The organism is Streptomyces sp. NPDC002574 (assembly GCF_042889545.1).
Lineage (GTDB): Bacteria > Actinomycetota > Actinomycetes > Streptomycetales > Streptomycetaceae > Actinacidiphila.
On record NZ_JBIARB010000001.1, the window covers coordinates 793,762 to 817,314 of the forward strand.

14 protein-coding genes are annotated in these 23,553 nt (G+C 72.6%); 7 read left to right on the top strand and 7 right to left on the bottom strand.

The annotated features are described in order from the left end of the window. Positions 1–51 precede the first annotated feature (51 nt). The 3 genes from ACFYXS_RS03770 to ACFYXS_RS03780 all read left to right on the top strand — a co-directional run bounded on the left by ACFYXS_RS03770 (position 52) and on the right by ACFYXS_RS03780 (position 7,644). Entirely contained in the window at positions 52–3,663 is a 3,612-nt protein-coding gene (locus ACFYXS_RS03770) for a CDP-glycerol glycerophosphotransferase family protein (protein WP_389243397.1), read from the top strand. A 41-nt stretch (positions 3,664–3,704) separates the two neighbouring features. After that, complete coding sequence (locus ACFYXS_RS03775) at positions 3,705–5,996, top strand: CDP-glycerol glycerophosphotransferase family protein (protein ID WP_389243399.1); 2,292 nt, start codon at positions 3,705–3,707, stop codon at positions 5,994–5,996. A gap of 121 nt (positions 5,997–6,117) precedes the next feature. Beyond that, positions 6,118–7,644 (top strand): hypothetical protein, encoded by a 1,527-nt coding sequence (locus tag ACFYXS_RS03780; protein ID WP_389243401.1) that lies wholly within the window; start codon positions 6,118–6,120, stop codon positions 7,642–7,644. 78 nt (positions 7,645–7,722) lie between these two features. On the opposite strand, the gene ACFYXS_RS03785 is transcribed toward ACFYXS_RS03780, so the two are convergent. Next, positions 7,723–12,708: an NAD-glutamate dehydrogenase gene (locus tag ACFYXS_RS03785; RefSeq protein ID WP_389243403.1), complete on the bottom strand. Its 4,986-nt coding sequence runs from the start codon at positions 12,706–12,708 to the stop codon at positions 7,723–7,725. Positions 12,709–12,958: 250 nt separating this feature from the next. On the opposite strand from ACFYXS_RS03785, the gene ACFYXS_RS03790 reads away from it, so the two are divergent. Further along, positions 12,959–13,525 carry a DJ-1/PfpI family protein gene (locus tag ACFYXS_RS03790; protein WP_319665684.1) on the top strand — a complete coding sequence of 189 codons (567 nt, stop codon included), beginning with the start codon at positions 12,959–12,961 and terminating at the stop codon, positions 13,523–13,525. A 60-nt stretch (positions 13,526–13,585) separates the two neighbouring features. Here the strand turns inward: ACFYXS_RS03790 and ACFYXS_RS03795 are convergent, their stop codons facing one another. Next, a complete protein-coding gene (locus ACFYXS_RS03795; protein WP_389243406.1) occupies positions 13,586–14,239 on the bottom strand; it encodes an HAD family hydrolase in 654 nt (217 codons plus the stop codon). Positions 14,240–14,446: 207 nt separating this feature from the next. After that, a complete protein-coding gene (locus ACFYXS_RS03800; RefSeq protein ID WP_389243408.1) occupies positions 14,447–14,953 on the bottom strand; it encodes a DUF6912 family protein in 507 nt (168 codons plus the stop codon). A gap of 137 nt (positions 14,954–15,090) precedes the next feature. Here ACFYXS_RS03800 and ACFYXS_RS03805 point away from each other — a divergent pair, with 137 nt between their 5' ends. Further along, complete coding sequence (locus ACFYXS_RS03805; RefSeq protein ID WP_389243410.1) at positions 15,091–15,492, top strand: Rv3235 family protein; 402 nt, start codon at positions 15,091–15,093, stop codon at positions 15,490–15,492. Between the two features lie 80 nt (positions 15,493–15,572). On the opposite strand, the gene secA is transcribed toward ACFYXS_RS03805, so the two are convergent. Continuing rightward, on the bottom strand, positions 15,573–18,374 hold the full coding sequence (gene secA / locus ACFYXS_RS03810) for a preprotein translocase subunit SecA (protein WP_389243413.1): 2,802 nt from the start codon (positions 18,372–18,374) through the stop codon (positions 15,573–15,575). A gap of 219 nt (positions 18,375–18,593) precedes the next feature. Here secA and ACFYXS_RS03815 point away from each other — a divergent pair, with 219 nt between their 5' ends. Continuing rightward, positions 18,594–19,184 carry a GNAT family N-acetyltransferase gene (locus ACFYXS_RS03815; RefSeq protein ID WP_389243415.1) on the top strand — a complete coding sequence of 197 codons (591 nt, stop codon included), beginning with the start codon at positions 18,594–18,596 and terminating at the stop codon, positions 19,182–19,184. Between the two features lie 96 nt (positions 19,185–19,280). Further along, entirely contained in the window at positions 19,281–20,441 is a 1,161-nt protein-coding gene (locus tag ACFYXS_RS03820) for a winged helix-turn-helix domain-containing protein (protein ID WP_389243417.1), read from the top strand. An 87-nt stretch (positions 20,442–20,528) separates the two neighbouring features. Here ACFYXS_RS03820 and ACFYXS_RS03825 read toward each other — a convergent pair whose 3' ends face one another. The 3 genes from ACFYXS_RS03825 to ACFYXS_RS03835 form a co-directional block, all read right to left on the bottom strand. After that, positions 20,529–21,299: a response regulator gene (locus tag ACFYXS_RS03825; RefSeq protein ID WP_389243419.1), complete on the bottom strand. Its 771-nt coding sequence runs from the start codon at positions 21,297–21,299 to the stop codon at positions 20,529–20,531. 183 nt (positions 21,300–21,482) lie between these two features. Beyond that, a complete protein-coding gene (hpf, locus tag ACFYXS_RS03830; RefSeq protein WP_389243422.1) occupies positions 21,483–22,166 on the bottom strand; it encodes a ribosome hibernation-promoting factor, HPF/YfiA family in 684 nt (227 codons plus the stop codon). A gap of 505 nt (positions 22,167–22,671) precedes the next feature. Continuing rightward, a complete protein-coding gene (locus tag ACFYXS_RS03835; RefSeq protein WP_389243524.1) occupies positions 22,672–23,388 on the bottom strand; it encodes a ComF family protein in 717 nt (238 codons plus the stop codon). Positions 23,389–23,553: the final 165 nt, after the last annotated feature.

The window sequence follows — 23,553 nt, forward strand, 5'->3', positions numbered from 1 at the left end:
AACCCCTCGTCCCCGCACACCGCCCGTACCCGGAAAGGGTGACGTCAGCCGATGGCCCCGCGCACGCCCCGCCTCACCGTCGTCGTCCCGGTCCACAACGTCGAGGCGCACGTGGCGGAGTGCCTGCGTTCGGTGGCCGCCCAGACCCTCGACGCGCTCGACGTGGTCGTCGTGGACGACGGCTCCACGGACGCGGGCGCCGACATCGCGCGCTCCTTCGCCGACCGCGACCCCCGCTTCCGGCTGGTCCGCCAGGACGCCGCGGGCCTGGGCCACGCCCGCAACACCGGTGTCCGGCACGCCGATCCGGGCACCTCCTACCTCGCCTTCCTCGACGGCGACGACGTCCTGCCGCCGCGCGCGTACGAGACGCTGGTGCGGATGCTGGACGCCTCCGGCTCGGACCTCGCCACCGGCAACGCCTGGCTGCTCACCGAGGACGGCCGGTCCGAGGCCTGGCCGCGGCGCGACATCAGCCGGAACGTGCCGCGCACCCACGTCACCCGGGACCCGGCCCTGCTCTCCGACCGGGCCGCCTGGAACAAGGTCTTCCGGCGCGACTTCTGGGACCGGCACCACCTCGCCTTCCCCGAGGGCGTGTGGTACGAGGACGCCCCGCTCACCCTTCGCGCCCACTTCCTCGCCGCGGCCGTGGACGTCCTGCACGACCATGTCCACTACCGGCGGGTCCACGAGGGTTCGGCCACCGGTCGGCGCACCGAGGTGCGGGGCGCGCGGGGCGTGCGCGGCGTGGCGGACTGCGTCGCGGCCGTCGACTCGGTCAGCCGCTTCCTCGCCGACCCGGCGCACCCCGCCCGGGGCGCGTACAAGCGCGCCTACGACCGCTCGGTGCTCACCGACGACCTCCGGGACCTCGTCGAGGCCCTGCCGACGGCGGGACCGGAGTACCGGCGGGTGTTCATGGAGCGCTGCCGGGACTTCCTCAGCCGTGTCGACCCCGGCGTCTTCCCCGAACTCCCCGTCGCACAGCGGATCATCTGGCACCTGGTCGTCAAGGACCGGCTCGACGACCTCGTCACGTTCCTCGACCACCGGCGCGCCGGCCCGTCCGGCTTCTCGGTCGCCGGCCCGCCGCTGCGCAAGCGCGCGGTGGTCGCCGCCGCGGACGGCACCCCGATGGCACTGCCCCCCTCCGTGGTACGGCTGCGCCGCGCCGACCTGTCCGTGCACGCCGAGGTCGCCGAGGTGGCCCGGGAGAACGGCCGGCTGGTGCTGCGCGGCCACGCCTACCTGCGCAACATCGGCGCCGGGCAGCCCGGCGACGCCCACATCACCGCCGTCGCGCTCAGCGGGCGGCGGCGCCGGGTCAAGGTCCTGCTGCTGCCGGTGCGCATCCACCAGGAGCCGGCCGCGACCGTCGGCTCCGGCCAGGAGGAACACTGCTACGACTGGTCGGGCTTCGAGATCACCGTCGACCCGGCGCGGCTGCGGCCCGGCCGGTGGCGGATCGCGGTGGTCGTCGCCGCGCGAGGTGTCATCCGCACGGCGGGACTGCGCGCCGCGGACTCCGGATCCGGTGCCTCCCCGCAGTCGTACCCGGCGGGCGACGGGACCCGGGTGGTGCCGTACCACCGGGCCGGCCGGCTGCACCTGTCGGTGGACCCGGTCACCCGGACGGTGGTGGACCACCGGGCGGGTCCCGACGGGGCGGTGGAACTGGACGTCACCGGCGCGCCGGACGCCACCGCGCTGCGCCTGACGCTCGCCTCGACACGGGCGGTCCTCACGTATCCGGTTCAGGACGCGGACCACGGCGTCCGCCGGGTCCGCGTGCGCCTCGCCGACCTCGGGGACGCCCGGCCCGCGCTGGAGCCCGGCCCCCGGCAGATCGCCCCGGAGACCACCGAGACGTGGGAGGCCGTCCTGATGCGGCCGGGCCGCACCGACCCGGTCCACCTCGACGGGGACCTGCCCGCCGGCCACTACCCGCTCGGCCCGGACGCCCGGTTCGCCGGTGTCCGCCGCGAGCTGCTGGTCGAGGCCGACGCGGCCGGCCGGCTGGTGCTGCGCGACCGCACGCCCCAGCCGGTCGTGGACGCCGTCGGCTGGACCGCCGAGGGCGCGCTCGTCCTCACCGGCCGGCTGGCGCCGGACACCGCGCCCGGCCGGGCCGAACTGGTCCTGCGCCATGGCACGTTCAGCGCCGAGCACGCCTTCCCCGTACGCCTGGACAGCGCGGCCGCGTCCCTGGACCCGGCGGGCCCCGCCCGGCACCGCGAGGGGCGCCGCTTCACCGTGACCGTGCGCCCCGGCCGCGTCGAGACCCTCGCCGGGACCGTGCCGCTGGCCGAGGGCCGCTGGGACCTGTGGCTGCGGGCCGGCGGGCACGACGCGCCCGTGCGGGTGGCCCCCGCCTCGTTCGACGCGCTGCCGATGGCCGCGGGCTCCGGCGGCAAGGCGTTCACCGTGGACCGGCGCCTGCACGACCGGCTGTTCGTGGAGGCCGGCCCGACCGTGCCGGAGCCGCAGCGCGGCCCGTACCGGCAGCGCGTGCTGCGCGGGACGCACTACCCGCGCACCCGGGGCCTGCCGCGCCGCGACACCGTGCTCTACAGCTCCTTCGACGGCCGCAGCAGCGGCGACTCCCCGCGCGCCGTGCACGAGGAACTGCTGCGCCGCCGCGAGGCCGACGGCCTGGAGCACCTGTGGGTGGTGCGGGACGGCCAGGCGGTGCCGCCCGGTACCGCGCGGCCGGTGGTCCTGCACAGCGCCGCCTGGTACGAGGCGCTGGCCCGCAGCCGCTACGTGGTCACCAACACGCACCTGCCGCCGTGGTTCGTCCGCCGCCCCGACCAGCGGGTGCTGCAGACCTGGCACGGCACTCCGGTCAAACGCACCGGCCGCGACCTGGCCGGCACCCTGTGCGCGGAGCTCGCCCACCTGGCGCGCCCGCCGCGCGACCCGGGCCGGCAGTGGAGCGTGCTGCTGTCGCCGAACGCGTACAGCACCGGCGCGCTGCGCACGGCCCTCGCCTTCGACGGCGAGGTCGCCGAGACCGGACTGCCGCGCACCGACGTGCTGTTCGCCGACGACCGCGACAAGATCGCCGCCTCCCTGCGGGACCGGCTGGGCATCCCGCGGGGCCGCACCGTGGTGCTGTACGCCCCGACGCGCCGCGACGACCGGGCGTACGACTCCGGCCACTACCGCCGCTCCCCCCACCTGGACCTGGCGGAGGCCAAGGCCGCCCTCGGCAGGGACCACGTACTGCTCTACCGCTCGCACCCGCTGGTCGCCGACCGGCTGCGGCCCGGCCGCTCCGACTTCGTCCGCGACGTGTCCGCGCACCCCGACGCGGCCGAACTGCTGCTGCTCGCCGACGTACTGGTCACCGACTACGCCTCGCTCGCCGCGGACTTCGCCAACACCGGCCGCCCGATGCTCTTCCTCGTCCCCGACCTGGAGCACGTCCGCGACACGCTGCGCGGCTTCTACCCCGACTTCGAGGCCCAGGCCCCCGGTCCGCTGCTGCACTCCACCGCCGAGGTCGCCGGCGCGCTGCGCGACCTGGACACCGTGGCACGGCACAGCGCCGACGCGTACGCCCACTTCCGCGCGACCTTCTGCCACCTCGACGACGGCGGGGCCGCCGCCCGCGCCACCGACCGCCTGCTCGGCCCCGGCGGCACCGCACCCCGCTGAAGGTTCCTCCTCACCGATTTCCGACAGAACACAGGATCCCCATGCCCCGCTTCACCGTCATCGTCCCGGCCCACAAGGTGCAGGGCTACCTGCGCGCCTGCCTGGACTCGGTGCTGTCCCAGCCCGTCGCCGACCTCGAGGTGATCGTGGTCGACGACCGGTCCCCCGACCACTGCGGGCGCATCGCCGACGAGTACGCTGCTCGGGACCCGCGGGTCGTCGCGGTGCACCACGAACGCAACCTGGGCGTCGGGCGGGCCCGCAACACCGGCGCCGAACGGGCCACCGGGGACTACCTGTTCTTCCTCGACGGCGACGACACCCTGGCCCCCGGTTCGCTGGCGGTGGTCGAGCGGCGGCTGCGCCAGGACGGCGACCCGGACATCCTCTACTTCGACCATGTGCGGACCTACTGGTGGGACACCGCCGAGAAGAGCCGTTCCCGGGACCTGCTGGCATCGGCCGGTACCGAGGTCTTCCGGATCACCGAACGCCCCGAGTTCCTGCGGCTGTTCGCGATCACCTCCAACCGGGTCTACCGCCGGGACTTCTACCGGGAGCACGGCTTCGCCTTCAGCGACGGCGTCTACGAGGACGCCCTGGTCTCGTACAGGACGATGCTCACCGCGCGGCGGATCTCCTGCCTGGACCACGTGGTGCTGGAGTACCGGCAGCGCCGCAGCGGGGCGAGCACCCGCAGCCCGGGCCGGAACCACTTCGTCATCTTCGACCAGTACACGCGGCTGTTCGAGTTCCTCGACGGCGAGGGCCGGGAGCACCTGGCGCCGCTGCGGCCGATGCTCTTCGAACGGGCCGTCAGCCACTTCCTGTTCTGCCTGGGCAACCCCGACCGCATCCCGGCGCGGCTGCGCCGCGAGTTCTTCCGCCTCGCGCGGCTCTGGTACGGCACCTATCTGCCCGAGGGCTTCCAGGCGCCGCCGGAGCAGGCCGCCGCCTACCGCCGTCTGGCCCGCGGCGGCCACGCCCTGCTGCGGCTGTCCGGACTGTCCGCCCGGGGCCGGGGAGGCCTCGTCCGCCGCGGGCGCCGGCTGCGCCGCCGGCTCGCGCAGCACGCCAAGGTCGCCCTGTACGCGTACCACCGGCGCCGCCCGCTCGACCCGCACCTGGCGGTGTACTCCGCGTACTGGGACCGCGGCGTGTCCTGCAACCCGGCCGCGATCTACTGGAAGGCCAGGGAACTCGCCCCCGGCGTCAGGGGCGTGTGGGTGGTCCGCAAGGCCGACCTGGACCGCGTCCCGCCGGGTGTGGACGCCGTGGTGCCGCGCACCCGCCGCTACTGGCGGCTGATGGCCCGCGCCACGTACCTGATCAGCAACGTCAACTTTCCCAACGAGGTGGTGAAGCGGCCGGGCACCGTCCATCTGCAGACCCATCACGGCACCCCGCTGAAGAAGATGGGCATCGACCAGCAGCGCTACCCCGCCTCCGCCCGCGGCATGAGCTTCCGCAAACTGCTGGCCCGGGTCGACCGCTGGGACTTCAGCGTCTCCTCCAACCCCCACTCCAGCGAGGTGTGGGAGCGGGTCTACCCCTCCTCTTCCTGGCAGCACCTGGAGACCGGCTACCCGCGCAACGACGTCTTCCTGACCGCCGGGGCCGCCGAGGTCACGGCCGCCCGCGCCACGCTCGGCATCGCCGACGGCCGCACCGCGATCCTGTACGCGCCCACCACCCGCGACTACCGGAAGGACTGGGTGCCCCGGCTGGACCTCGGCCGGGTGTGCCGCGCGCTGGGCGAGGACTTCGTCGTGATGACCCGCGTCCACTACTTCCACGGCGAGGACCCGGCGCTGAGGGCCCTGCACGAGGAGGGCCTGCTGATCGACGTGTCCCGGCACCCGTCCGTGGAACAGCTGTGCCTGGCCGCGGACGCCCTGGTCACGGACTACTCGTCGATCATGTTCGACTACGCGCTGCTGGACCGGCCCATCGTCGTCCACGCCGACGACTGGCCGGCCTACCGGGCCTCCCGCGGCGTCTACTTCGACCTGCTGTCCGGCACACCCGGCGACACCCCGGGCGCGGTCTCCACGAGCGACGACGAACTCGTCCGGGTCTTCCGCGAGGGCGCCTTCGACGACGAGCGGGCCCGCGCGCTGCGGGCGGCCTTCCGCCGCCGCTTCTGCGGCTTCGACGACGGGCGGGCCGCCGAGCGGGTCGTACGCCGGGTCCTGCTCGGCGACGACTCGCCGCTGCCGATGGTGCCGCTCGACGCCCGCACCCCGGCCCCGGCCCCCGCGCGGCTGCACTCGGTGCCGCGGCCGGCGGGCCCCCCGTCCGGCGCTCCCCGGGAGGCCGCCAGTCGGCCGTAGCCCCTCCCACGAACGGGTGGCCGCACCGGGACACGTCCCCGTACGGACCCGCCGGGGATGCAGCACCGCGTGCCACGATCGAACATCGTGGTGACGAGCTGACGACGGCCGGGAGGGCTGCGTGACCGGCGTTCTGACGACCCAGCGGGACTGGCGCATCCAGACCTACGAGCTGCGCCGGGTGCGGCGCCCCTCGCCGTACCTGATTCTGGGCACCCTGTTCTGGCTGGTGGTGGCCCTCAAGACCTGGGACGCCGTACCGGCCGCCGACTTCGGGCAGCACGCCGCCGCGATCGAGCGGATCGCGGCGGACTGGCGGCACCCGTCCAACCCGCTGCTCGACATGCCCGGCGCCGGCAGCCCCTACTTCACCCCCTACACGGTGCTGCTGGGGCTGCTGAGCAAGCTCACCGGGGTGCCGGGCTGGCAGTTGCTGAAGGTCTGCGGCCCGCTCAACCTCGCCCTGGTCGTCACCGGCATCGGCGCCTTCACCCGCACCCTCAGCACGCGCCGCTGGGCGCCGGTCCTGGCACTGGCGGCGTTCGTGCTGCTGTGGGGGCCGGAGCACAAGGAGTGGAGCGGCTTCCTCGGGCTGCAGTCGATGACCCGCGGGCTGACCTACCCGAGTGCCTTCGCGATCGGCCTGACGTTCTGGGCGTGGGCGATCACCGCGCGCACCGCGCGGCGCGGCGTCGGCGGACCGTGGCTGCACACCGGGCTCGGACTGCTGCTCGGCGTCATCCTGCTCGTCCACCCGTTCACCGCGATGGGCGCCGTCATCGGCGTGGCCGCCCTGGTGCTCGGCCTGCAGCAGACCCCGATCGTCGCCGGGATCCTGGGCCGCTGGGCGCTGACCGCCGCCGTCGCCTTCGCGGTGGCCGGCTGGTGGCCGTACTTCAGCGTCTCCGCGCTGCTCGGCGACCCGACGGTGGACGGGATCCACCGGCAGCTCTACGGCGACCTGTGGCAGTGGTACGGGCTCGCCCTGGCCGGTCTGCCGGCGCTGCTGTACCGGCTGCGCCTGAATCCGCTGGACCCGCTGGTGCTGATGTTCGCCGGGGACTGCGCGGTGGCCGCGTACGGCTGGTTCAGCGGCGAGTACTCCTACGGGCGGATCTTCGGCCTGCTGCTGGTGCCGCTGCAGTTCGCGCTGGCGGTCGAGCTCGCCGAGGCCCCGCCGTGGACGCTGCTGCGCACGGTGCTGGCACCGCTCGCCGCGGTCGCGGCCTGCGTGGGCCTGGTGGCGCAGGCCGGCGCGATCGTCCCGACGCGCTACGTGCCGCCGGCGGTGCACCTGCAGCGGCTGAACCACTGGCCGAGCTACCAGTGGGCGCAGCGGCACGTGGCGGTCGGCGACGTCGTCCTGACCGACGCCTACGGTCCCTCGCACGTCATGCCGGCCTACGGCGCGTTCCTGGTCGCCCCCACCTGGCCCGACCCGTCGACCTCGGCGGCGGAACGGGGGCGCCGCGCCGCCGACGTCCGCACCTTCCTGGCCCCCACGACCGCGCCGGACCAGCGGCGGGCCATCGCCCGCCGCTACCACGTCCGCTGGGTCATGACGGCGCCCAAGGCCCCGGCCCCGCCGGACACCTCCCTGGTCGCCACCGGCCCGCGCACGCACGAACGGCTGTACCGGATCGGGTGACCGGGCGCCGACAGCACGGGAGGGGCCGGGGGATCTCCCCCGGCCCCTCCTGTTGTGCCGCGGCCCTCGCGGGGACCGTCAGTGGTGCGTGCGCAGCAGCGTGCGGAAGGTCCGCATCGCCACCGACAGGTTCGCCAGGTCGAACGCCTCCGACCCCTGGATCTCGTCCAGGGTGGTGCGGGCCCGGGCGACCAGGGCGCCCCTGGCCTCCTCCCACTTCTTGAACCGCTGCTCCGGGGTGGAGGAGCCGTTGCCCACCGAGAGCACGTCCGCCGTCAGCGCGGCGTGCGCGGCGAACAGGTCCTCACGGATGGAGGCGCGGGCCATCGACTGCCACCGGTCGGCGCGCGGCAGCTCGATGATGCGGTCCAGCAGCTGGGTGATCTGCAGGCGGTCGGCCAGGTCGTAGTAGACCTCGGCCACCGCCAGCGGGTCCTTGCCGCTGCGGTCGGCGACGTCCACGATGTCCAGCGCCGGGAAGGCGGAGGAGAACCCGGCCACCTTGGTGGCCAGTTCCTCCGGCACGCCCGCGCCGGTCAGCTCGTCGTGGATCGACTGGTACCACTCCAGGTCCGCGCCGCGCAGCAGCTTGGGCAGCTCGGCCCAGACCCGGGTGACCCCGTCGTGGAAGAACTCGATGGTCTCGGCGATCCGCAGCGGCTGCGGCCGGTTGTTGAGCAGCCAGCGCGAGGCCCGCTCCACCAGCCGCCGCGAGTGCAGCCGCACCCGGGTCTGGACGTCGGCCGGCACGACGTTGTCGAGCGCCTCGACGTCGTCCCAGATCCGGCTCAGCCCGAAGATCGCGCGTGCCGCGGTGTGCGCCCGGACGATCTCCTCGCTGGTGGCGCCGGTCTCCTCCCTGAAACGGTGGAGGAACGTGCTGCCACCGGTGTTGACGGTGTCGTTGACCAGCACCGTCGTGATGATCTCGCGGCGCAGCGCGTGGGCGTCGATCTGCGCGGAGAAGCGCTCGCCCAGCGCGTTGGGGAAGTACGCGTCCAGCAGCCGCCGCAGGTACGGGTCGTCCGGCAGGTCGGTGGCGAGCAGTTCCTCGGCGGCGGTGATCTTGGTGTACGCCAGCAGGACGGCGACCTCCGGCTGGGTCAGCCCCTGGCCGGCGGCCAGCCGCTCGCGGATCTGCCGGTCGGTCGGCAGGAACTCCAGCGCCCGGTCCAGCTTGCCGTCGCGCACCAGGCGGCGGATGAAGCGCTGGTGGGCGTGGAGCAGGCTGGCGGACTGGGCCATGCTGTTGGCCAGCGCCACGTTCTGCGCGTAGTTGTTGCGCAGCACCAGGGAGCCGACCTCGTCGGTCATCTCCGCCAGCAGGGTGTTGCGCTGCTTGACCGTCATGTCGCCCTCGTCGACGACCGCGTTGAGCAGGATCTTGATGTTGACCTCGTGGTCGGAGGCGTCCACGCCGGCGCTGTTGTCGATGGCGTCGGAGTTGACCCGGCCCCCGGCCAGGGCGAACTCGATACGGCCGAGCTGGGTCAGGCCCAGGTTGCCGCCCTCGCCGATGACCTTGGCGCGCACCTCGGCGCCGTCCACGCGGATGGCGTCGTTGGCCTTGTCACCGACGTCCAGGTGCGACTCGGTGGACGACTTGACGTAGGTGCCGATACCGCCGTTCCACAGCAGGTCGACCGGGGCCTTGAGGATCGACTTCATCAGCTCGGCCGGGGTCATCTTCGCCGCCGGCTGCTCGATGCCGAGCGCCTTGCGGATCTGCGGGGTGAGCGTGATCGCCTTCGCGCTGCGCGGGAAGATCCCGCCGCCGGCCGAGATCAGCTTGGCCTCGTAGTCGGCCCACGAGGAGCGCGGCAGCTCGAACATCCGGCGCCGCTCGGCGTAGGAGGTCGCCGCGTCCGGCGTGGGGTCGATGAAGATGTGCCGGTGGTCGAAGGCGGCGACCAGCCGGATGTGCTCGCTGAGCAGCATGCCGTTGCCGAAGACGTCACCGGACATGTCGCCGACGCCGACGACGGTGAAGTCCTCGTTCTGGGTGTCGTGGCCCATCTCGCGGAAGTGCCGCTCGACGGACTCCCACGCGCCGCGGGCGGTGATGCCCATCTTCTTGTGGTCGTACCCGACCGAGCCGCCGGAGGCGAACGCGTCGCCGAGCCAGAAGCCGTAGGAGTCGGCGACCTCGTTGGCGATGTCGGAGAACGACGCGGTGCCCTTGTCGGCCGCGACCACCAGGTAGGTGTCGTCGCCGTCGTGGCGCACCACGTCGGCGGGCGGCACGACCTGCCCGCCCACCAGGTTGTCGGTGATGTCGAGGAGGCCGGAGATGAAGGTCTTGTACGAGGCGATGCCCTCGGCCAGCCACGCGTCGCGGTCGGCCGCCGGGTCGGGCAGCCGCTTGCCGACGAAGCCGCCCTTGGCGCCGACCGGCACGATGACGGTGTTCTTCACCATCTGCGCCTTGACCAGGCCGAGCACCTCGGTGCGGAAGTCCTCGCGCCGGTCGGACCAGCGCAGACCACCGCGGGCGACCTTGCCGAAGCGCAGGTGCACGCCCTCCACCCGCGGGGAGTAGACCCAGATCTCGTACGCCGGGCGCGGCGCGGGCAGGTCCGGGATCGCCTGCGGGTCGAACTTCATCGACAGGTAGGCGTGCGGCTTGCCGCCCTCGGCGCGCTGGAAGTAGTTGGTGCGCAGCGTCGCCTTGATCAGGGTGAGGAAGGAGCGCAGGATGCGGTCCTCGTCCAGGCTCGCGACCTGCTCCAGGGCGGCGTCCACCTCCTCCAGCAGGGCGTCGGTCAGCTCGCTGCCGGCCCGCTGGTGGTCCGGGGAGAGCCGCGCCTGGAAGAGGTTGACCAGCAGCCGGGTGGTGTGGACGTTGTTGCGGAGGGTGTCCTCCATGTAGTCCTGCGAGAAGGCCGTACCGGCCTGCCGCAGGTACTTGGCGTAGGCGCGCAGCACCATCGCCTGCCGCCAGGTCAGACCGGCGCTCAGCACCAGCGAGTTGAAGCCGTCGTTCTCGGCCTGACCGGTCCAGGTCGCGGTGAAGGCGTCCTGGAAGCGCTCGCGGGCGTCGTCCCCGAGGTCGCCGAGCGCGGGGTCGATGCGCAGCCCGAAGTCGTAGATCCAGGCGCGTCCCGCGCCCTCCTCGCCGGCCTGCGACGAGGTCGGCGCGCGGCGCAGCTCGTAGGGGCGCTCGTCGGTGACCTCGACGCCCAGGCGCTGCAGCGCCGGCAGCACCGCGGACAGCGAGACCGGCGCACCCGTGCGGTAGATCTTGAAGCGGCGCTCGCCGGGGGCGGCGCCGACCGGCTCGTACAGGCTGAGGCAGAAGTCCTCGCCGTTGAGCCGCTCCAGGTGCTGCAGGTCGGCGACGGCGGCGCGCGGGCTGAAGTCCGCGCGGTAGCCGTCGGGAAAGGCCTGCGCGTAGCGGCGGTTCATCTCGGCGGCGCGCTCCTCGCCGCACTCGGCGTTCAGCGCCTCGGCGAAGCCGTCGGACCAGGAGCGAACGGCCTCGGCCAGCCGGCCCTCGATCCGGTCGACATCGCCCTCGCTCAGCTGCGGCAGCCGCGTGCCGGGGGCGACCCGCACCACGAAGTGCAGCCGGGAGAGCACCGATTCGGTGCTCCAGGCGGTGAAGTCGACCGTGACGCCGTTGAGCTCCTCCTTGAGGATGTCCGTCAGCCGCAACCGGGACGCCGTGGTGAAGCGGTCGCGGGGCATGTAGACCAGCGCGGACAGGTAGCGCCCGTACTCGTCCTGCCGCAGGAACAGCCGCAGCCGGCGGCGCTCCTGCAGGTACAGCACGCTGGTGACGGTCTCGCGCAGCTCGTCCGGCGAGGTCTGGAACAGCTCGTCGCGCGGGTAGGTCTCCAGGATCTGCAGCAGGTCGCGGCCGTCGTGGCTGTCCGGCGAGACACCGGCGCCCTCCAGCACCTCGGCGACCTTGCGGCGGATCACCGGGACGCGGCGCACCGACTCGGTGTACGCGGCCGAGGAGAACAGGCCGAGGAAGCGTCGCTCGCCGATGACGTTGCCGTCGGCGTCGAACTTCTTCACCCCGATGTAGTCCAGGTACGACGGCCGGTGCACGGTGGCCCGGCTGTTCGCCTTGGTGATGATCAGCAGCCGCTGCTCACGGGCCTTCTTGCGGGCGTCGACGGGCAGCCGGTTGAACGACGGCGACACCGGGTGGGCGTTGTGGCGGCCTTCGGCGTCGTGGTGGTGCGGGTCCGAGCGCAGGATGCCGAGCCCGGTGCCGGGCACCGCGGTGAGCACGTCCTCCTGGCCCTCGGGGGTGCTCTCCGTGGTGAGCGCGTACTCCCGGTAGCCGATGAACGTGAAGTGGTCGTCCGACAGCCAGCGCAGCAGCTCCCAGGCCTCGCCGACCTCCTGCTCGGGCAGCGGCGGCGGGGTCGCGGCCAGCTCGTCGGCGATGCGCAGCGCGCCGTCGCGCATCTTCTGCCAGTCCTCGACGGCCTCACGGACGTCGGACAGCACACGGCGCAGGTCGGCGCCGATCTGCTTGAGGTCCTCGCGGTCGGTCTCGCGGTCGATCTCGACGTGGATCCAGGACTCGGTCAGCACGTCGTGCGGCAGTTGGGCGCCGTCGCCGGGGACGGCCTCCAGCACCTCCAGCAGGTTGCCGGTCAGGTCGCGGCGCACCAGCATCTGCGGGTGGACGACCACGTGGATCGCGCGGTCCTGCCGGGACAGCTCATTGGTGACGGAGTCGACGAGGAAGGGCATGTCGTCGGTGACCACCTCGACGACGGTGTGGCTGCACGTCCACCCGTTCTCCTCGACCGAGGGCGTGTGCACGCGGACGTTCGCGGTGCCCTGCGGGCGGACCTCGGCGAGGCGGTAGTGGGACAGCGCGGCGCCGTAGACGTCCACCGGGTCGCGGTGGAGCAGGTCCTCGGGGGCGCTGTGCAGGTAGTAGCGCTGCAGGAAGGAGTCCAGCGCCTCCTTCACCGGGCCCTGGCCGTCGTTCGCCGCTGCCGTGCCGGGAGCCGGCGTTCCCCCCGCCGAAGGTCCGGGGCCCACGCGGGCCGCCCGTTCCAGCAGCTCGGCCTTGGCTTCGTCCAGCTTGGTCTGCATGTCCTCATGCTCCCTGTCGCGCGCCGTTGCGTGACGTAGGTGTGGGTGATCGATGGATCAGCGCTGATCACGCTGTAAGGCTATCGCTACGGCCGGGGGGGCTGTCAGGGGCTCTTTGTGTACAAAAGCACGAACCAATCTTTGACGAACTGGACAGTCCGGCCGCAGGGGTGCAGGTTGAGGAGGTGACCGTACGGAGGTCGTAGCGAGACGTTCACACACACGACGGGAAGGGACGGGAAACCCGGTCATGGCCACCAAGATCCTGATCGTCACCGGCGACGCCGCCGAATCGCTCGAAGTCATGTACCCGTACCAGCGACTCCTCGAAGAGGGTTACGAGGTGCACATCGCGGCACCCACCCGCAAGAAGCTGCGGTTCGTCGTGCACGACTTCGAGGAGGGCTTCGACACCTACACCGAGAAGCCGGGCTACACCTGGCAGGCGGACCTGTCCTTCGCCGATGTCGACCCCGGCGCGTACGCGGCCGTCGTCGTCCCCGGCGGGCGCGCCCCGGAGTACCTGCGCAACGACCCCGAGCTCCGCAAGGTGCTCAAGGCCTTCTTCGACGCCGACAAGCCGGTCGCCCAGATCTGCCACGGACCGCTGCTGACGGCCGCCGTGGGCGCCCTCAGCGGCCGCCGGGTCACCGCCTACCCGGCGCTGGAGATGGACATGGAGGCGGCGGGCGCCGGCTTCCAGGACACCGCCGTCGTCGTGGACGGCATGGTGGTCTCCTCGCGGGCCTGGCCGGACCATCCCTCGTGGATGCGGGAGTTCCTGACCGTGCTGCGGTCCAAGGCGCCGGTCACCTGAGGCGGGTGACCTGAGGCAGGGCGCCGCACCGCCCGTCCGCGACCGGGGAGGCCGGGGCCCTCAGGCGACCAGGGCCTCGGCCGTCTCCACGGCCTCGACCAGGGTGTCCACGACCGGGACGCCGGCCTTCTCCAGGCTGGCCCGGCTGTGCGAGCCGCCCGTGTACAGCACCGCCAGGGCGCCCACGTGCTGGGCCGCCACCGCGTCGTCGACCGCGTCGCCGATGACCACGACCCGGCCCGCCACTATGCCGTCCATCGCCGCCAGGTGCCGGGCCATCTGCTCGGACTTGCCGGTGTGGCTGCCCTCGGTGCGGCCGTCCACGCGCACGAAGTGGTTCTCGATGCCGTGCGTGCGCAGGATCGGTATCAGCTGCTCGTGCGGGGCCAGCGAGCACAGGGACTGGGTCAGCCCCTCGTACCGCCGGCGGGCCAGGATCTCCGCGGCGCCCTCCGCGAGGCAGCAGGTGCCGGCCAGGGCCCAGTAGTGGCGATGGAAGATCTCGTCCATCACCTCCCACTCGTCCTCGGTGGGCAGGCGCCCCATCAGCCGCTCGTAGAACCTCGGCACGGGCACGCAGTACAGCTCGCGGTAGCGCTCCAGCGTGATCCGCGGAAGGCCGATCTCGGCGAAGGAGGCATTCGTCGCCTCGATCACCGCGTCGATGTCGTGGAGCAGCGTGCCGTTCCAGTCCCACACCAGATGCGCGTTCACATCCGAAACCGTACCCAGACCCTCCCGGCCCAAGGCAAGTGCCGAGGTCACATACGAAGCCGCATCGTAGACATCGGGGCCCGGGGAACGCCTCCGCGCGGTCCGCGGCACGGGTGTCACGGGTCACGGGTCACGGGTCACGGGTCACGGGTCACGGGTCACGGGTCACGGGTCACGGGTCACGGGTCACGGGTCACGGGTCACGGGTCACGCGATCAGCGTGGGGATCTCCTGGGTGGCGTACCAGAGCAGCTCGTGGTCCTCGGCGCCGTCGACCGTGAAGCGCGCGTCGTCGTCGCCGGCGTCGGCCGCGCCCAGGGCGTCCGCGGCCGCGGAGATGTCCGGCCCGGCGTCGTCGGCGTCCGCGTGCACGGCGGCGGCCCGCGCCATCGGCACGGGTGCGGCCAGGCGGACCGAGCCCAGGGCGGAGGGGTCCAGGGCGCGGTCGGGGTCGAAGGAGACCGCGGCGTCGGCGACGTCCACGGCGAGCACGACACGGCGGCGCGGCGCGTCCGGGGCGAGCGCCAGCTGCCGCAGCGAGCTCTGGGCGGCTCGGGTCAGGGCGGCGTACTCCAGCTCCTCGATGTCGTCGGAGACGTACCACTCGCGCAGGCTCGGGGTGACCGCGAAGGCGTCCAGCGGGGCGGGGCCCAGCTCGCCGGCCTTGTGCGCCTCGGCCAGGCCGGGAAGGGTCGTGGGGATGTAGACGCGCATGGCGTCAGCATACGTGCGCGGCACCCCGGATAGGTGAATCCCGGCCCGCCTCCCGCGCCGCCCCCACCCGGCTTCCCCACCTGGCGGCCCGCCCCGTACAACCCGGTTACCAATCGGTAGACCACGGGGGTCCGCACATGCCTGCCAGCGCACCATCACGCACCGCGACCACACGCACACAGAACGTCACCGCCCTGCCGCCCCACATCTGGTTCGCCGGACGGCTGCTGGACGTCCTCACCGGACGGCGGCCCGTGGCCGGCCTCGCGGGACGCGTGCGCCCGGAGGCGTACGACCACCTGTGGAACCTGGTGAACGCCCGCACCGACTGGGCCTACGTCGCCCGCGGGCACACGCCCCGGCTGCTCAGGAGGCCGCACGTGTCCCCCTGCCCCGACGGCACGGCCATCGAGGTCGCCGCCACCGTCGTCCTCGCCCCGGGCATCGTGCGGGCGCTCGCCTTCCGCCTGGAGCGCGACGGCACCCGGCCGGGCGGCGGCCCCGCCTGCTGGCGCTGCACCGCCGTGGAGGCCCGCTGAACGCCGCCGGGGCCGGCCTCCCGAAGGAGACCGGCCCCGGCCGCGCGCGACGCCGCGGAGGTGCCCTCCGCGGCCGCCGGCTACTTCTTGCGGCGCCGGCCGCCCTTGGCCGCCCGGCGGCGCTCCGCCCGGGTCAGGCCGTCCGACTCGGCGACGTCACCGTCACCGTCACCGTTGTCGAACTCGCCCTGCACGACGCCGCCCTCGCCGTCCACGGTCGGGGCGGAGAAGTGCAGCCGGTCCGCCCGCTTCGGGGCCTCCAGGCCCTTGGCGCGGATCTCCGGACGGGCGTCCTGCTTGATCAGCGTCGGCACCGCGTCCTCGGCACCGGCGTCCACCGGCACCTCCTCGACCTGCTGCTCGACCTGGACCTCCAGGTTGAACAGGTAGCCGACGGACTCCTCCTTGATGCCGTCCATCATGGCCTTGAACATGTCGTAGCCCTCGCGCTGGTACTCCACCAGCGGGTCGCGCTGCGCCATCGCCCGCAGGCCGATGCCCTCCTGCAGGTAGTCCATCTCGTACAGGTGCTCACGCCACTTGCGGTCCAGCACCGACAGCACCACGCGCCGCTCCAGCTCGCGCATGATCTCCGAGCCGAGCTGCTTCTCCCGGGCGTCGTACTGCTCGTGGATGTCGTCCTTGGCCATCTCCGCGATGAAGTCCGCGGTGATGCCCGCCCGGTCCCCGGCGGCGTCCTCGAGGTCCTCGACGGTCACCGTGATCGGGTAGAGCTGCTTGAAGGCGCCCCACAGCCGGTCCAGGTCCCAGTCCTCGGCGAAGCCCTCGGCGGTCTCGATCGCGATGTAGTCGTCGATCGTGTCGTCCATGAAGTGACGCACCTGCTCGTGCAGGTCCTCGCCCTCCAGGACGCGGCGGCGCTCGCCGTAGATGACCTCGCGCTGCCGGTTGAGCACCTCGTCGTACTTCAGGACGTTCTTGCGGATCTCGAAGTTCTGCTGCTCCACCTGCGACTGGGCGGAGGCGATGGCACGGGTGACCATCTTGTTCTCGATCGGCACGTCGTCCGGCACGTTCGCCATCGCCATGACGCGCTCCACCATCTGCGCCTTGAACAGACGCATCAGGTCGTCACCGAGCGAGAGGTAGAAGCGGGACTCGCCCGGGTCGCCCTGACGGCCGGAACGGCCGCGCAGCTGGTTGTCGATGCGCCGCGACTCGTGGCGCTCGGTGCCCAGCACGTAGAGGCCGCCCAGCTCCTTGACCTCCTCGAACTCGGCCTTGACCGCCGCCTCGGCGCGCTCCAGCGCCTCCGGCAGGGCCTGCGCCCACTCCTCGACGTGCTCCACCGGGTCCAGGCCGCGCTGGCGCAGCTCCGCCTCGGCGAGGTCGTCCGGGTTGCCGCCGAGCTTGATGTCGGTACCGCGGCCGGCCATGTTGGTGGCCACCGTGACGGCGCCCTTGCGGCCCGCCTGCGCGACGATCGACGCCTCACGCTCGTGCTGCTTGGCGTTGAGCACCTCGTGCGGGACGCCGCGCTTGTTCAGCTGCTGCGACAGGTACTCGGACTTCTCCACCGAGGTCGTGCCGACCAGGACCGGCTGGCCCTTCTCGTGCTTCTCGACGATGTCCTCGACGACGGCCGCGAACTTCGCCTCCTCCGTGCGGTAGATCAGGTCCGCGCGGTCCTGGCGGCTCACGGGGCGGTTCGTCGGGATCGGGACCACACCGAGCTTGTAGATCTGGTGGAACTCGGCGGCCTCGGTCATCGCGGTACCGGTCATGCCGGAGAGCTTGTCGTAGAGGCGGAAGAAGTTCTGGAGGGTGATCGTGGCGAGCGTCTGGTTCTCGTCCTTGATGTCCACCCCCTCCTTCGCCTCGATCGCCTGGTGCATGCCCTCGTTGTAGCGGCGACCGGCGAGGATACGGCCGGTGTGCTCGTCGACGATCATGACTTCGCCGTCCATGACGACGTAGTCCTTGTCCTTCTTGTAGAGCTCCTTGGCCTTGATGGCGTTGTTCAGGTAGCCCACCAGCGGGGTGTTCACCGACTCGTAGAGGTTGTCGATGCCCAGCCAGTCCTCGACCTTCGAGACACCGGTCTCGTGGATGGCGACGGTGCGCTTCTTCTCGTCGAAGTCGTAGTCGCCGGTCTCCGCCTTGCCCATGCCGCCGGCCTCGCCCGGCTTCAGGCGGGTCACCAGGCGCGCGAAGTCGGAGTACCACTTGGTGGCCTGGTCCGCCGGGCCCGAGATGATCAGCGGGGTACGGGCCTCGTCGATGAGGATCGAGTCCACCTCGTCGACCACCGCGAAGTAGTGACCGCGCTGCACCAGTTCGTCCTTCGACCACGCCATGTTGTCGCGCAGGTAGTCGAAACCGAACTCGTTGTTGGTGCCGTACGTGATGTCGCAGGCGTACTGCTCCCGGCGCTGCCCCGGGTTCATGTTCGCCAGGATGCAGCCGACCTGCAGGCCCAGGAAGCGGTGCACCCGGCCCATCCACTCCGAGTCGCGCTCGGCGAGGTAGTCGTTGGTGGTGATCAGGTGCACGCCCTTGCCGGACAGCGCGTTCAGATACGTCGGCAGCGTGCCGACCAGGGTCTTTCCTTCGCCGGTGCGCATCTCGGCGACGTAGCCGAGGTGCAGGGCGGCACCGCCCATCAGCTGGACGTCGTAGTGGCGCTGCCCCAGGACGCGCTTGGCGGCCTCGCGGACGGTGGCGAACGCCTCGGGGAGCAGGTCGTCCAGGCTCTCGCCGTCGGCGTAACGCTGCTTGTACTCGTCCGTGAGGGCCCGCAGCTCGGCGTCCGTCAGATTGACGAAGTCCTCTTCAATGGAATTGACCTGGTCCGCGATGCGGTGCAGCTTGCGCAGGATCTTGCCTTCGCCTGCACGCAGGATCTTGTTGAGGACGGACACGTAGGCTGGCTCCTTGCCGGTCGGGCCTGGCACGGGTTCTCGCGCTGGGCACAGCAGGTCACACCCCGCTGCAACGGCCATCGTAAGCGAGGACCCCAGCAGGCCGGGAGGTCCGTCATCAAGCCGGGCGGTTCTCACCCGCGAACCACCACGCCCGAGAGGCGATATCCGGTCGTGCGCGACCGCCCGTTCCTGGATACTCCCGCACATGGAGGCCGCATGGAACCGCTGACCCTCACCACCGAGCACCTGCTGCTGCGCCCCTTCGGGCCGGCCGACGCGGACGCCGTCCTCGCCGCCTGCCAGGACCCCGAGATCCCGCGCTGGACCTCGGTGCCCTCCCCCTACACCCGGGAGCACGCGGAGGACTTCGTCGGCCGCATCTGCACCGAGGGCTGGCGCGACGACCTGGTCTACAACTTCGCCGTGGTCACCCGGGACGAGGGACACCTCGTGGGAGCCATGGGGCTGGTGCGACTGCAGCAGCTGCACACCGTGGAACGCCAGGCCGAGCTCGGTTACTGGACCGCCAAGGAGCACCGCGGCCGCGGCCTGACCGCCGAGGCCGCCGCCGCCGTGGTCCGCTGGGCCCTGTCCGACCTGGGCGTCGAGCGACTGGAGTGGTACGCCGAGGCCGGCAACCACGGCTCCCGCGCGGTCGCCCTCAAGGTGGGCTTCCGCATGGAGGGCACCCTGCGCGCCCGGATCGTCCACCAAGGAACCCGGCGGGACGCCTGGAGCGGTTCGCTGCTGCCCTCCGACCTCGGGACGGACGGCGCGACGGCGTACCTGCCGTACCCGGGCGAGTGACCCCGCGTCCCACGGTCCGGCGCTGAGCCGGGGCGGGACGAGTCGGGCCGGGGCCGACCGGGAGGACTGTCGGACCCTGCTTCTACGCTGGGGCGCATGAACAAGCCCGCGTCCCTCTCCGCCGGCGAGGCCCGCCGCATGGCACTGCGCGCCCAGGGATTCCTCGGCGCCCCCGAGCGCCGCGGCGGCGTGCGCGGCATATTGCGGCGGCTCGGCGCGGTGCAGCTCGACACGATCTCCGTCCTCGCGCGCTCCCACGAACTCATTCCGTACGCACGGCTGGGCGCGGTCGGCAGGACCGCCGTCGAGACGGCGTACTGGACCGAGAACCACGCGTTCGAGTACTGGTCGCACGCCGCGTGCATCCTGCCCGTCGAGGAATGGCCGCACTTCGCCTTCCGCCGCCGGGCCCGCCGCGCCCGCGGCCACCGCTGGCACGTGCTGCAGGACGCCGAACGCTCCATCGCCGCCGTGCTGGACCGGCTCAAGGCCGACGGGCCGCTCACCTCGACCGAACTCGGCGGCGCCAAGAACGGCGGCCCCTGGTGGGACTGGTCCGAAACGAAGATCGCCGTGGAGTGGCTGCTCGACACCGGTGACGTGGTCTGCGCCCAACGGCGCGGCTGGAAGCGGGTCTACGACCTCGCCGAACGCGCCGTCCCAGACGCCCTGTTCCACGACGACATCGACGACGCCGAGTGCCTGCGCCGGCTGGTCGCCCAGGCCGGCGCGGCCATGGGCGTAGCCACCCGCGCCGACCTCGCCGACTACCACCGCGTCAAGGGCGAGCAGGTGGACGCCGTCGTCGCCGACACCGGTCTGGTCCCGGTCGAGGTCGAGGGCTGGGGAAAGCCCGCGTGGGCCGACCCCGCCGCCCTGGCCGAGCTCGCGCGTGGCGGCCGGCACCGGACCACCCTGCTGTCGCCCTTCGACTCGCTGATCTGGGACCGGCCGCGCACCGAGCGCATCTTCGGCTTCACGCACCGCCTGGAGGCGTACGTCCCCAAACCCCAGCGCATCCACGGCTACTTCGCGATGCCGCTGCTGGCCGGCGGCCGGCTCGTCGGACGCGCCGACCCGGCCCGCGAGGGCAGCACCCTGATCGCCCGTCAGGTCACCCTGGACTCCGCCCGCGCCGTGGAACCCATGGCCCAGGCACTGCGCGAAGCGGCGCAATGGGTCGGCTGCGACAGCGTCCGCGTCGAGCGGCTGGACGACCCCGCTCTGGCGGCGGCGCTGCGGGCCGCGGTGGCGTGACCCCGAAGGGCGGCCGCGCCCGTCGGCCTGTCCGTGTGCGCAGGTGCGCCGGAGCGTCGGTCCGCCCGCAGGTACGTCGGTCCGCGGCTAGCGGATCTCCAGGATCTTCTCCCGCATCGCGTACACCACGGCCTCCATCCGCGAGTGCAGTTGGAGCTTCTCCAGGATGTTGCGCACGTGGTTCTTCACCGTGTTCTCGCTGATGAAGAGTTCCTTCGCGATGTCCCGGTTGTTCATCCCCGTCGCGACGAGCTTCAGCACCTCCAGCTCACGGTCGGTCAGCCGGGGTGCCGGGACGAGCCGGCGCTCGTCGGTGCGCTGGATCATCGACTTGAACTCGGTGAGCAGCTTGGACGCCATCGACGGGCTGATCTGCGACTGCCCGTCGGCGACCGCGCGGATCGCGGTGGCGACCTCGTCCGTGGAGATCTCCTTGAGGAGGTAGCCGGTGGCGCCGGCCTTGATCGCCTCGTAGAGGTCGGCCTCCTCGTCGCTCATCGTCAGCATGATGATCTTCGCGCTGGGCGCCACCTCCTTGATGGAGGTACAGGCCTCGATCCCGCCCCGCTTCGGCATCCGCACATCCATCAGCACGATGTCCGGGAGCAGGTCGGCGGCCTTCTCCGTCGCCTCCGCGCCGTCCCCGGCCTCGCCGATGACCTGGATGTCCTCCTCCTGCGCGAGCACGATCTCCAGGCCCCGCCGGAAGAGCGCGTGGTCGTCCACCACGAGGACCCTGATGGGCTCCTTGCGCGGCGCACCACCCGTGCCGTGGGCGCCGTTCGCGCCCACGTCCTGCGCGGCCCCGCCACCGGGTTCCGTCGCACCGGACGGCGCGGGCTCGAAGCTGTCGGCCATCGGTTCCTCCCCCTCGGGCCGGCAGCCCGTGGTCGTTGCACTCTTTTGTGCACGTTCGTGCCGGGCCAACCGGGCGATGCGGCCCGGAAGTCGGCTGCCCGGCCATGATTCCATGCCGCGGCACGGCAACGCCCCCGGGCGGAGGTCGTTTCCCGCCCGGGGGCGTCACCCGAGACCGTCACATCACCGGCGCAGCGCTCCTCCCGCGCCGGACGGCGCCACCATCACGGACGGGTCCGCCTTGAGGTGGATGACGCCGTAGTCGTAGCCGTGCCGCCGGTAGACGACACTCGGTTGTTCCGTGTCGGAGTCGATGAACAGATAGAAGTCGTGCCCGATCAGTTCCATCTCGTAGAGCGCCTGGTCGAGCGTCATCGGTGCTGCCGCGTGCGTCTTCTCGCGCACCACCAGCGGGCCTTCGCCCTGGACCTCCAGGGATCCCATCTTGGTGGTGGGCACACCGGCGGCGGACTCGTCCGCGGGCCGGGTGCCGTTGGACTCCTCGGCGGCCAGGACGGCCGTCGCCTCCGCGACGCTCAGGGTCGCGCGGCTGCCGCCGCGGTGGTGCACCCTGCGTTTGTCGGCGGCCTTGCGCAGTCGCGCCTCGAGCTTGCTCACCGCGAGGTCGAGCGCCGCATACGGATCCGTAGCGGCGGCCTCGGCCCGGATCACCGGTCCACGCGAGAGCAAAGTGATCTCCACCCGGTCGGAGCGGTCCGACTGCCGGGGGTTCGGTTCCTTGGACACCTCGACTTCGAGGCTGATCACTTTGCCGTCGAGCTTCTGGATCTTGTCCAGTTTCTCGCTCACGTGCTTCCGGAACCGCTCGGGCACCTCGGTCTTGCGGCCCTTGACGACGATGTCCACGCAGAACTCCGTTCCCGGATCGCCCCGTTCGCACAGGACGGATCCCTTGCGCTGAGGCCGGCGGGCACCAGGTCCCGCCCGGCGTCGACGTTCGTTGCCGCTCCGCGCACCTCCGGAGGCCTTCCGGGGCGGCGAAGCCGCGACTCTCACCTCCTCCTCCCCCGGGAGAAAGATCAACATCCACTGAACGGTGGGTGAACCACAACCCGCGGTCCGCGGAACGGCGGGCCACCGCAGGCGGCCCCGTCCCTCACAACCGAACATAGACCCGGAGCACCACGGTCGGCACCCCCAGCGGCGCTATACCTCCGTTCGGGTGAAACGGCGGTTGCACGACCTGCAACATCGCCGGTGCCCGGGGGGTTCCGCTTACCGGCGCGCGGACGTGACCACCCGCGCACGAGGGTGCGCGGGCCCTCTCCCGGGCACCGGAGCGCGCTGTCCGCGGCGCCTGTCCGGGCGGTGCCGCGGCCGACGGCACGGCACCCGCGCGCGATGCGGCCCGCTACTCCGTTCGGCGGCGCAGCGGGGCCGGGCCGCCGATCACGGCGGCACCCATGACGTGGCCGCCGGCCGACTCGACGGCCCGCGCGGAGGCCACCAGGGAGGCGCCGGTGGTCATCAGGTCGTCCACGAGAACGGCGGCCGTGCATGAGAGCAGTCCGGCCGCGCCCGGTACGGCCTCCAGTGCCCCGGAGAGGTTGGCGAGGCGGTCGGGCGCGGCGAGGCCGGCCTGGTCGGCGACGGAGCGGCGCTGCCGCAGGACCGCGGCGACCCGCACCGGGAGCCCGTCCCGGCGCAGTTCCGCGGCGGCGGCGCGGGCCATGCGGCGGGTGGCGTCATGGCCGCGGGCGGCGACGGCGCGGCGGGAGGAGGGGACGGGGACGAGGAGCAGCGGTCCGGTCCGGGGGGACCCACCCCCACCCCCTCCCCTCGCCGCCGCGTAGACGGCGCCCGCCAGCGCCGCGCCCAGCGGGCGCGCCAGCCCGAGGGCGCCGCGCTCCTTGTGCGCGAGCAGCACGGCGCGCGGCTGGTCGGCGTAGACGGCCGCGGCCCACACCTCCGGCAGCCCGGCGGGCGGCGGGTCCGGCCACACGCGCCGCGCCCCCGGCTCGTGCAGCGTCGCCCCGCACTCCTCGCACAGTCCGGTACGCGGCGCACCGCACCCCGCGCACTCCCCCGGCAGCACCAGCCCGGCGATCTCGCGCCACCATCCCCGCAGGCCTCGCATGACTCAACGATGCCGGGTGGGGGCGACATCCGCCAGGGTTGTCCACAGGGCTGTGGACAACTCCTGTGGGTAAAGCTTCGCGGGAGGCCGGGACACCCCCGGGAGAAGCCTCCTACCAGGGGCGCCCGACGACCCGGTGCCCGGCGCCGGGCGCCC

Coding starts and splice junctions, on each gene's coding strand:
- ACFYXS_RS03770 (WP_389243397.1), top strand. CDS start 52: ATGGCCCCGCGCACGCCCCGCCTCACCGTCGTCGTCCCGGTCCACAAC.
- ACFYXS_RS03775 (WP_389243399.1), top strand. CDS start 3,705: ATGCCCCGCTTCACCGTCATCGTCCCGGCCCACAAGGTGCAGGGCTAC.
- ACFYXS_RS03785 (WP_389243403.1), bottom strand. CDS start 12,708: ATGCAGACCAAGCTGGACGAAGCCAAGGCCGAGCTGCTGGAACGGGCG.
- ACFYXS_RS03790 (WP_319665684.1), top strand. CDS start 12,959: ATGGCCACCAAGATCCTGATCGTCACCGGCGACGCCGCCGAATCGCTC.
- ACFYXS_RS03800 (WP_389243408.1), bottom strand. CDS start 14,953: ATGCGCGTCTACATCCCCACGACCCTTCCCGGCCTGGCCGAGGCGCAC.
- ACFYXS_RS03805 (WP_389243410.1), top strand. CDS start 15,091: ATGCCTGCCAGCGCACCATCACGCACCGCGACCACACGCACACAGAAC.
- ACFYXS_RS03815 (WP_389243415.1), top strand. CDS start 18,594: ATGGAACCGCTGACCCTCACCACCGAGCACCTGCTGCTGCGCCCCTTC.
- ACFYXS_RS03820 (WP_389243417.1), top strand. CDS start 19,281: ATGAACAAGCCCGCGTCCCTCTCCGCCGGCGAGGCCCGCCGCATGGCA.
- ACFYXS_RS03825 (WP_389243419.1), bottom strand. CDS start 21,299: ATGGCCGACAGCTTCGAGCCCGCGCCGTCCGGTGCGACGGAACCCGGT.